Below are 9585 nucleotides of genomic sequence, written 5' to 3' on the forward strand. Positions count from 1 at the left end.
CGAAATTCACCTCCCTGCCAAGTCGCAGGGAGCACTCTTTCGGCTATAGGTAGATCGGAAATCAAGTTTACCGGTTTCACGTTGCTATGCCTGCCGATTGCACCTGATCGGCAGGTTTTTGCCCAGACATCACAGAAAGAGAGCTATGTTGCTGTAGCTCATTCGATTTAAGGCGCTGTCCGCTATTATCACTGTCTGTTTTCCGGGACTGTCTGCCGGATCTGAAAATGAAAGGTATGGATGGACTGGAAACACTCAAGGCTATGAGGGCAAGGGGTGGCTTCGCGGGTTGAGGCTGGGGTCTGGTGGGTGAACAACCGGGATCGTTGATGACTCCGGCGAATGAGAACGCTGAGCTGGCTCGAGTCAGTTCAATTTCAGCGGATTTACCCAATCTAGATAGTTAATTACTTCGGAACGAACGTCTTTTTCGATATAATCCTGTCCGACTTTATGGCTGTCAGAGTATTTTTTGAACAGTCAACAGACGTCAATCGTAAACTGCTATGAAATTTCAGCCGTATAAGGGCTGAGACGCCAAGGGTCTCCGAAAGACTCATTTGACTGACAGATTTTAGGGAAAACGACTTGCTCGAAGTGGCTAAGCTGGAGTGTGAACGAGACGATCGTGTTCTTTTTTCAAATCTCTCCATTCAACTGTCCCCCGGTCAACTGCTACAGGTAGAAGGCTGTAACGGAGCGGGTAAGACCACGCTTTTGAGAGTGCTGGCTGGCCTCTGCGGCGATTATCGTGGCGAGGTGATCTGGCAGGGGCAGAAGCTTTCCAGCATCTATGCGGAATTTAGGTTGTCGACATTTTACTTTGGTCACAAGCCTGCCGTTAAAACTGAACTCACTCCGATTGAGAATATTCTCTGGCGCTCAAACCTTCGTAACGAACGTTACCCGGAACCGTCGATTTTTTCGGCGCTGGAGCAAGTGAACCTTGCTGGCTATGAAGAGATTCCCTGTGGGCAGCTTTCGGCAGGGCAGCACAGACGGGTGGCTCTGGCAGACCTTTCGTTGTCAGCCACGCCGCTCTGGATTCTCGATGAGCCCTTTACGGCGATTGATATGGAGGGAGTGGCCTGGCTTGAACAACTGCTGGCCCGGCATGTCAAAAAAAACGGTGCTGTGGTAATGACCAGCCATCAGAGTTTGTCAAAGCTCTCTGACCGGGTCACAAAGCTGCCTCTGGAGGCATATGCCGCTTCAGATGAAGAGACCGGTCATGAAGAGTCAGGGGCCTGGTTATGAGTGACACTTCATTACGGGGTGGCCGGGCATTTCTGGGAATGGTTAAACGAGACCTTACACTGGCCTTTCGGACACCGGGGCAGACCTTGAATCCGGTGGCCTTTTATCTGATGGTCGCCAGTCTGTTTCCTCTGGGTATCGCCCCTGAAAAAGAACTTTTGTCTCAGTTAGCCGGGGGCATTGTCTGGATAGGTGCTTTGCTGGCAGTCCTTCTCTCCCTCGACTCCCTGTTCAGAAGTGACCAGGAAGACGGCTCACTGGATCAGCTATTATTGTCGCCCCACCCATTGCCTTTACTGGTGTTGGCTAAAATTTCTGCGCATTGGCTGACGACCGGTGTGGCACTGATTGTTATGGCCCCCTTACTGGCCTTGATGTTGCATTTACCGACACAGGCTTTCCCTGCATTAATACTGAGTCTGCTGGTGGGAACACCCCTGATGAGTCTCGCCGGAGCTATTGGTGCTGCGCTGACAGTGCGTGTTCAGAGGGGAGGAATACTACTGACATTGCTCTCTTTACCTTTATATATTCCTGTTTTGATTTTCGGGACAGGTGCCGTTCAGACGGCAGTGGAGGGTATGTCCTATTCAGGGCACTTATTGTGGATGGCAGCATTGCTGATATTTGGATTGTGTCTGGCGCCTCTGGCGATAGCCGCATCACTGAGAATAGTTGCAGACTGAGCAACAGGAACCAGTCACGGTAGAGTAAAAAATGAACTGGACTTTTTTTCACAAACTGGGCTCGCCCAAATGGTTTTACGAGATCAGTGGCAAATGGTTGCCCTGGTTGGCCATTGTGGCAGCCCTGTTAATGGCAACCGGCTTGATCTGGGGCCTGGTATTTGCGCCACCGGACTATCTGCAGGGTAATAGTTACCGGATCATATTTATCCACGTTCCTACCGCCTTTCTGGCATCCGCTATCTACGTGATGATGGCCTTTGCAGGTATCGTCACTCTGGTGTGGAAAATGAAACTGGCTGATATGGCACTCAAGTGTTGTGCACCCATCGGGGCTTCTTTCTGCCTGTTGGCTCTGATAACAGGTGCCATCTGGGGTAAACCGACCTGGGGAACCTGGTGGGTCTGGGATGCCAGACTGACCTCTATGCTGATTCTGCTGTTCCTCTATATGGGGGTCATCGCCCTTCGAGGCGCCATGAGAAACACCAATACCTCGGCCAAAGCCTGCGCCATCCTGACTCTGGTTGGGGTGATTAATATCCCTATCATCAAATTTTCTGTTCAGTGGTGGAATACCCTGCACCAGGGCGCCACGCTCAAGTTAACCGAGAAGCCGTCCATGGCACCTGAGATGCTTTGGCCTCTGCTGATCAGTATTGCGGCTTTTTATCTGTTTTTTACCGTCGTCCTTATTCTCCGTTTGCGAACCGAAATACTGGACCGTGAGCGCCGAACTAAATGGGTTCACAAGACCGTATTGGCCAGACAGGAGAATTGATGACTATGTATTTTGAAAATCTGGCCAGTTTGATACACATGGGTGGTCACGGTGTTTATGTGTGGTCAGCTTATGGCATGGGGCTACTGATCATTGTCTACAACATAGTTTCCCCATTGCGGTTCAGAGAGCGGATTGTGTCCCAGATTCAGCGTCAGGTGCGCAGCAGCCAATCCAGAGGTTGGAACCTTGGCGTTGATAAGAGCCTCAGCCTCAGTAAAAGCTCAAACGGGAACAGAAATCAACGCTCCGGGGCTGACAGAGAGCAAAAACTAACAATAGCCCGTCAGCAGGAAGATAGCGTCAACATTAAAGCTCAGGGTGCCCGGGAGGGGGAAGTGGAATGAATCCGGTTCGCAGACAACGCTTATTATTGATCCTTTTATTGGTAGCCGGCGTCGGTATTGCTGTGGCCCTTGCTCTGTTTGCCCTGAAGGAAAACATCAACCATTACTTCTCACCAGCCCAGATGGCCACTGGCGAAGCGCCCGTTGGTCAGAGGATCCGGGGTGGCGGTATCGTGGTTCCGGGTACGGTCAAACGTGATCCGAATAGCCTGAAAGCCACTTTCCGAATCAGTGATGGCGATGGTGAAGTGGAAGTGGAATATACCGGAATCCTGCCGGACCTTTTCAAAGAAGGTCAGGGCATTGTCGGAACCGGAAAACTGGATGAAAACCGTCGTTTTGTAGCCGAGGAGCTATTGGCCAAGCATGATGAAAACTATATGCCTCCGGAAGTACAGAAGGCCATCGACAAGGCTCATGGTACGAAGTCAGGCAATCCGTCAGATAAATCTAATGGCGCCCCGTCGTACCAGAAAGAGAATCAACAGTCTTTAGAGAACCCTCAGCCTCAACCATCGGAGAGCCAGTCATGAATCCTGAACTGGGGTTGTTTGCCCTCATACTGGCCACCTGTCTGGCACTGCTGCAAAGCATTATTCCGTTGCTGGGTAGCTACAATGGTCGACTGAACTGGATGGCCACTGGTAAAACGCTGGCTTCAGGGCAGTTTGTTTTTGTCCTGTTATCGTTCATGTGTCTGGTGTTCGCTTTTGTCTCGGATGACTTCTCTGTTCAGTACGTTGCCAGCAATTCAAGCTCCCTGCTGCCTGTTTACTACAAGGTGACTGCGGTTTGGGGCGGTCATGAAGGCTCTCTGCTGCTCTGGATTCTGACTCTTACGGGCTGGGGACAGGTGGTTGCCCTGCGCAGCAACAAATTGCCGCCGGAACTGTCTGCGAGAGTTCTGTCGGTCATGGGTATGATCAGCGTTGGCTTTCTGTTGTTTATTCTGCTGACTTCTAACCCATTTGCTCGTATTCTGCCATTCCCCCCTGTTCAAGGTTCTGACTTGAATCCGCTACTGCAGGATCTGGGTATGATTGTTCATCCACCCATGCTTTACATGGGGTATGTAGGTTTTGCTGTAGCCTTTGCTTTTGCTATTGCGGCCCTGCTCGGTGGACAGCTTGACAGCGCCTGGGCTCGATGGGCTCGTCCCTGGACAACTGTGGCATGGTGCTTCCTGACTGCCGGCATTTCCCTGGGAAGCTGGTGGGCTTACTACGAGCTGGGCTGGGGTGGCTGGTGGTTCTGGGACCCTGTGGAAAATGCTTCCCTGATGCCCTGGCTGACCGGTACGGCCCTTATTCACTCTCTGGCGGTGACTGAAAAACGCGGACTGTTCAAGAGCTGGACACTGCTGCTGGCTATCACCACATTCTCCCTGAGTCTGTTTGGTACCTTTCTGGTTCGTTCCGGTGTGCTGACCTCTGTTCACGCCTTTGCCAACGATCCTGAGCGTGGTCTCTTCATTCTCGGCTATCTGCTGGTGGTTGTGGGGGCTTCCCTGACCCTGTTTGCATTCAGGGCACCGGAAGTGAGAAGTAAAATCAGTTTCTCACTGCTATCGCGCGAAACCTTGTTGCTACTCAATAACATTATTCTGGTGACCAGTTGTGCCACGGTACTGCTGGGTACTATGTTCCCACTACTCCTTGACTCTTTGGATCTGGGCATGATTTCTGTTGGCCCTCCCTACTTTAATCTGCTGTTTGTTCCACTCTCCATGCTGCTGGCTGCCTGTCTGGGTATCGGTATCCTGCTGAACTGGAAAAAAGGTTCTCTCAGCTGGTTGAAGCAGCAGGTGCGCTGGATATTGGTCGTTTCTGTTGTCGGTGGCATCATCTTCAGTTTCTTATACGGTGACCGCTTCCTGGTCAGTGAAGCCCTGGCGATTGGACTCGTGCTCTGGATGGTATTAACCATCGGTAAGGATGTTCGCAACAAAACCCGAAACATCGGCCTTCTGAAAGGAATGAGAAAGCTCAAACCTGCCTATTATGGTATGCAACTGGCCCACCTGGGACTGGCAGTGACCTTTATAGGGGTGGCTCTGACCTCTGGTTACAGCGTTCAGAAAGATCTGCGTATGAATCCGGGCGACACAGCCCGGGTGGGTGAGTACGTCTTTCGTTTTGATGGTGTGAATCAGCGCCAGGGCCCTAACTATGTTTCTGACTTCGGTACTGTGAAGGTCTTTAAAGATAAGCAGCAGATTGCTGTCCTTAATCCCGAAAAGCGTGTCTATACCGTTCAGGGTATGCCGATGACAGAGGCTGCCATTGATTCGGGCCTGACCCGTGATCTTTATGTAGCCCTGGGAGAGCCTCTGGGTGACGATAGCTGGGCTGTTCGGCTCTACGTTAAGCCTTATATTCGTTTCATCTGGCTAGGCTCTATCTTCATGGCTCTGGGTGGTTTGCTGGCCATTTCGGACAAGCGTTATCGTGTCCGTCTCAAGAAGAAAGTCGCCCTGAGCGGGAAAAAAGCTGCATTGGCGGGTAATCCCGGGCCCTCCCTGGATTCAGGGAAAGATGCAACCGTCACCACAGGAGGTCAGGCGTGAAGCGTTGGAAACTGTTTTTACCGTTAGCTTTCTTTTTGACTTTCTGTGTTCTGCTCTACATCGGTTTGTTCATGGAAGATAAAAATGAACTGCCTTCTATGCTGCTGGACAAGCCGGTTCCTGAATTCAGCCTGAAAAAATTGCAGCAGCCCGCAGAGACCGTTACTGAAGAAGCATTGAAAGGCAGGATTCTGTTGCTTAATGTCTGGGGCTCGTGGTGTCCGGCCTGTAAGGTGGAGCACCCCTACCTGATGAAACTTGCCCGCGAAGGCATCAATATTGTTGGCGTCAACTACAAGGATGAGCGTCAGGGGGCTTTGGAATGGCTGGATCGTCTGGAAGACCCTTACCTTTTCAATATTGTTGATAAGGATGGCAGGTTGGGTCTTGATCTGGGGGTCTATGGCGCACCGGAAACCTTCCTGATCGACAAGCACGGTGTGATTCGTTACAAGCACATCGGGATCCTTGATGACCGGGTCTGGAAGAAAGATCTCAAGCCCCTTTACGATGCCCTGCAAAAGGAGTTAGTGCAATGACTCTCGACTTTTTTTTCAGGCGCTCATCACTGCTGGAATCTGTAAGCGTCTCCATGCTGATGGGGCTCGCTGTGCTGTTAGTCAGTTTGAGCGCCCATGCCGGGGTCATTGAAAACTATCAGTTTGACTCTCCCCGGCAGCAGGAACAGTTTTTCCGTTTGAACGAACAGCTGCGCTGCCCTCAGTGCCAGAATCAGTCCATTGCTGATTCCAATGCGCCTGTTGCGCAAGATCTGCGTCGTCAAGTGCACCGTATGATCGTTGAGGAAAAGGCGGATGATGACACTGTTATCCAGTTCATGCTGGATAGGTACGGTGATTTTGTACTCTATAAACCCAGAATGGATGCCCGCACCATTATGCTCTGGTTTGGCCCTCTGATTCTGCTGCTTCTGGGCATTTTTATACTGTTCAGAATCCTTAAAGAGCATCGTCCGGAGACCGAAGTTGAAGGGCTGGACGAGCAGAACAAAGCCGAGCTTGACAAGATACTGGGTGGTAAAGATAAATGACGCAGTTCTGGATAATCGCCACAATATTAACTCTCACTGGTATGGCTCTGGTCATGCTGCCTTTGTGGTTTCGCAGTCGACGCAGTTCTGATCAGGATGTTTCAGACAAGGCTTCCAACATCGCTTATTTCAGAGAGCAGGAAGCGGATCTGACAAAGCAGCGGGACCAGGGTTTGGTAACGCCAGAGGATGCCGAACTGATTCGCACTGAGCTGAAAAAAAAACTACTGGAAGATGTGACTGATAAGGAAGAAACACTCAGTTACACAAGCAGTAGCAGCAAAGGTCTTGCTTTATTCCTGGCCCTCCTGATTCCAACTATGGCCGTACCGGTCTACCTGCATCTGGGAGCTCAGACCGAGCTGTCTGTGACTGGGATGATGATGAATCCGGATGCTTCTCATGAAGAGATGATCTCTGCGCTGGAAGCCTGGCGCGACAAGCGACCGGATAATGCTCAGGCCTGGTATCTGCTGGCGGGCCGCTATATCGCAAAGGGGGAAGTGGATAAGGCGATTGACGCCTATAAGACACTCTACACGGTCTCGGAAGGCAGTCCTCAGGCAGCGGCTCAACTGGCTCAGGTACTGTTCCTGGCCAACCGTAACCAGGTTAATGGCGAAGTTCGTGGCCTCTATCAGGATGCTCTGAGCAAGGACGAAAGCAATACTACGGCATTAGGGCTCAAGGGCATTGATGCTTTCGAACGGGAAGATTACAAACAGGCTGTGCAGGCCTGGACCAAAGCACTCTCTATTGAAAATGATATGACTGCACGACAGTCATTGTCTGTGGGTATCACCAAAGCACGTAAGCTGATGGGTGAGGCGGTTGCAGAATTGAGGATCAATGTCGAATTGGCTCCCGAACTCAGTGACCTTCCAGCTCAGGCCAGAGTTATCGTGTTTGCCCGTGAGAGTGGTGTTAAAAAGCCCCCTATTGCTGCTATTCCTCTGAAGGTGAGTGACCTTCCCAAAGAGGTAATACTGGATGATAATGCCGCCATGATGATGGGGGCCAGCAGTCTGTCAGATGCAGAAAGTCTGGATGTCGTCGCTCGTATTACCCTTTCGGGCGATGTGGCCCAATCGGACTATCAGGCTGAAGTTCGTGACGTGAAAATCAAGGATAATGGTGTTATCCAGCTACGAATTGCACCTGCCAGTTGAACTCGCTTGAACGCCGAATTCAAATTTGCTGTCCAGTTGACAGACCGGGCAGCATTTTCTCTCTCTTTCGCTCCATTTTCATCATTTCGTTCCTGTTATTGTGATTGTGATTCGGTTTCTATAATGATCGGTTCATTGTAGGGAAAAGTCATTTTCCAGGAGGGCTTGCCCGGCTGCCCGGGAGAGGGCTGGTAGTCGCCCCCCCGGCCGTGTTTCATCCGATATTGGTTGGCATTGATGCGGTTCTGGCGGCTGATGGCTGATTCTTCCTCTGTCAATACCGGGGCAGGGCGCTCATGGTCATAGAAGCTATCTTCCTCAGCCATCGGCTCAGTGACACAGCTTGTTAGCAGGCTGCACAGTATTATTGTTGTGGGTACGAGCAGTAGTTTTGTCATAGCGAGTGTTTTCCAAATCCTGTATTTACTTTAAACCGATAATTGTAGACGCTGTAAATCAAGGAGGCAGGTTTAGTCTTCTCCAATATGAAATGAGCCCATGATTTGCCCGGGGACCCCTTTGGTTTTTGACAGAAAATCTTTGACAGAAAAGCACGCTTATTTTCTTGATCTATCCTTCGTCCTTATCAATCGGAACGCAGGGCTGGAATTATTAAACACTCACTCTTTGCGGCGCTGCTGTTGCCGACATTGTCTGTCGTCTGTCAGGCCGAAAGGTTGACAGAACGTTATATTATCGAGCTTGAACAGGATAGAATTTTTCCAAACCAGAGTTTTTCTATAAAACCTGCGGGAACCCCGTCAGACATTTTCGACCCAAACGGCTTCACAGAACCAGATTCATCGCCCGATGACACACCGCGCAGATCTTGGGGTTACAGGGTGAAAACGACCATGATCGAATCGATTGCGTGGCAATCGCTTTATGCCACTCAACTGCTGGCTGCTTACGAACGGACACTGACCATCAAAGTGACTCCTTTAAGTAACACCCCATACTCATGGTTGACTGCAGAAGCGGCTGTCGCGATCATCTGGCTTTTAAAAAGCCGTTGGAACCCCGGTTCATCGTCGCTTAATCCGGTTGGACAAGAAGAGGCCAGTCAGGATTATCCGTTTGCGACCATCACTATGATGTATGGCTCCGGATCTGACCGATCATCATACCAACCATCAGAATCATCGGGCCAACAAACTCCCGAAGCCACCACCCGCCCCGCAGGCTTTTGCATCAGCTCCTTTTATTCTGGCACTGGCGGCGGTAACGGAGATCCTTATAAACGCCTGCATTCTCTGGCGTTTAATTGTTTCGTAAATCCGTGTCATGGTGTTTGTCAATTCCGGCCGTCATCTCATGGCAGATTGCCCGCTGAATGGCCACCGGACTCTGAACAAAGCTCATGTCCCCACTTGGCCAATGGGTACTGTTTTAGATGCATGAATTATTCTGATTCTGTAAGCGCTCCACATTTCATGGGCGCAGGGGCGTTCAATACAACTGGCGCTCCCGGCCTGGCCAATGATGGTGTGAATTTTCCTGCCACTGCTGGCGGTGTTTCGGCCATAAATGGGTTAATCGTTCCACGTAGCCTTCCCGAAGAAGCCGGAATTTCCCTTGCGCTTACCCAGTTCATTCCCCCATTGGAGACTTCAGAGAAACAACAAACAACGACAGGATCATTCCAATTGAGTCAGAGTCAACCTCACGTTTCCGGGACAAACACTGTAAAGGCCCAGTCAGATCAAAGGTTCAAATTCCACACCAGGC

11 protein-coding genes are annotated in these 9585 nt (G+C 50.8%); 10 read left to right on the forward strand and 1 reads right to left on the reverse strand.

Translation table 11 applies throughout. The annotated features are described in order from the left end of the window. Window positions 1–588 precede the first annotated feature (588 nt). From ccmA to ccmI, 9 genes are read left to right on the forward strand one after another with little or no spacing between them, the layout of a single operon-like run. Entirely contained in the window at window positions 589–1257 is a 669-nt protein-coding gene (gene ccmA / locus KDK17_RS01265) for a cytochrome c biogenesis heme-transporting ATPase CcmA (RefSeq protein ID WP_257254220.1), read from the forward strand. Further along, entirely contained in the window at window positions 1254–1943 is a 690-nt protein-coding gene (gene ccmB / locus KDK17_RS01270) for a heme exporter protein CcmB (RefSeq protein WP_257254222.1), read from the forward strand. Before ccmA ends, ccmB begins: the two co-directional genes overlap by 4 nt. Window positions 1944–1974: 31 nt before the next feature. Continuing rightward, window positions 1975–2724: a heme ABC transporter permease gene (locus KDK17_RS01275; protein ID WP_257254224.1), complete on the forward strand. Its 750-nt coding sequence runs from the start codon at window positions 1975–1977 to the stop codon at window positions 2722–2724. Beyond that, window positions 2724–3071, forward strand: coding sequence for a heme exporter protein CcmD (gene ccmD / locus KDK17_RS01280; RefSeq protein ID WP_257276005.1), 348 nt, complete (start codon window positions 2724–2726; stop codon window positions 3069–3071). Before KDK17_RS01275 ends, ccmD begins: the two co-directional genes overlap by 1 nt. Then, window positions 3068–3604 (forward strand): cytochrome c maturation protein CcmE, encoded by a 537-nt coding sequence (gene ccmE, locus KDK17_RS01285; protein ID WP_257254226.1) that lies wholly within the window; start codon window positions 3068–3070, stop codon window positions 3602–3604. Before ccmD ends, ccmE begins: the two co-directional genes overlap by 4 nt. Beyond that, window positions 3601–5637, forward strand: coding sequence for a heme lyase CcmF/NrfE family subunit (locus KDK17_RS01290; protein ID WP_257276006.1), 2037 nt, complete (start codon window positions 3601–3603; stop codon window positions 5635–5637). Before ccmE ends, KDK17_RS01290 begins: the two co-directional genes overlap by 4 nt. Further along, window positions 5634–6176, forward strand: a complete 543-nt coding sequence (locus tag KDK17_RS01295; RefSeq protein WP_257252306.1) for a DsbE family thiol:disulfide interchange protein — start codon at window positions 5634–5636, stop codon at window positions 6174–6176. The genes KDK17_RS01290 and KDK17_RS01295 overlap by 4 nt, the downstream gene beginning before the upstream one ends. Next, window positions 6173–6688 carry a cytochrome c-type biogenesis protein gene (locus KDK17_RS01300; protein WP_257252304.1) on the forward strand — a complete coding sequence of 172 codons (516 nt, stop codon included), beginning with the start codon at window positions 6173–6175 and terminating at the stop codon, window positions 6686–6688. The genes KDK17_RS01295 and KDK17_RS01300 overlap by 4 nt, the downstream gene beginning before the upstream one ends. Beyond that, window positions 6685–7857: a c-type cytochrome biogenesis protein CcmI gene (ccmI, locus tag KDK17_RS01305; protein WP_257276008.1), complete on the forward strand. Its 1173-nt coding sequence runs from the start codon at window positions 6685–6687 to the stop codon at window positions 7855–7857. Before KDK17_RS01300 ends, ccmI begins: the two co-directional genes overlap by 4 nt. Window positions 7858–7952: 95 nt before the next feature. On the opposite strand, the gene KDK17_RS01310 is transcribed toward ccmI, so the two are convergent. Beyond that, the gene (locus KDK17_RS01310) at window positions 7953–8255 is read right to left on the reverse strand and encodes a hypothetical protein (RefSeq protein WP_257254202.1); all 303 of its coding nucleotides are present in this window, start codon (window positions 8253–8255) and stop codon (window positions 7953–7955) included. A gap of 279 nt (window positions 8256–8534) precedes the next feature. On the opposite strand from KDK17_RS01310, the gene KDK17_RS01315 reads away from it, so the two are divergent. Next, window positions 8535–9585, forward strand: a 1051-nt coding sequence (locus KDK17_RS01315; protein ID WP_257287167.1) for a hypothetical protein, incomplete at its 3' end; no start/stop codon positions are given.

Origin of the sequence: Endozoicomonas sp. SESOKO2 (assembly GCF_024606245.1) — a bacterium.
GTDB lineage: Bacteria > Pseudomonadota > Gammaproteobacteria > Pseudomonadales > Endozoicomonadaceae > Endozoicomonas_A.

Excerpts from the sequence above, each read along its gene's own strand:
- KDK17_RS01275 (WP_257254224.1), top strand. The coding sequence starts at position 1,975 with ATGAACTGGACTTTTTTTCACAAACTGGGCTCGCCCAAATGGTTTTAC.
- KDK17_RS01310 (WP_257254202.1), bottom strand. The coding sequence starts at position 8,255 with ATGACAAAACTACTGCTCGTACCCACAACAATAATACTGTGCAGCCTG.
- KDK17_RS01300 (WP_257252304.1), top strand. The coding sequence starts at position 6,173 with ATGACTCTCGACTTTTTTTTCAGGCGCTCATCACTGCTGGAATCTGTA.
- ccmI (WP_257276008.1), top strand. The coding sequence starts at position 6,685 with ATGACGCAGTTCTGGATAATCGCCACAATATTAACTCTCACTGGTATG.
- ccmB (WP_257254222.1), top strand. The coding sequence starts at position 1,254 with ATGAGTGACACTTCATTACGGGGTGGCCGGGCATTTCTGGGAATGGTT.
- ccmE (WP_257254226.1), top strand. The coding sequence starts at position 3,068 with ATGAATCCGGTTCGCAGACAACGCTTATTATTGATCCTTTTATTGGTA.
- ccmD (WP_257276005.1), top strand. The coding sequence starts at position 2,724 with ATGACTATGTATTTTGAAAATCTGGCCAGTTTGATACACATGGGTGGT.
- KDK17_RS01290 (WP_257276006.1), top strand. The coding sequence starts at position 3,601 with ATGAATCCTGAACTGGGGTTGTTTGCCCTCATACTGGCCACCTGTCTG.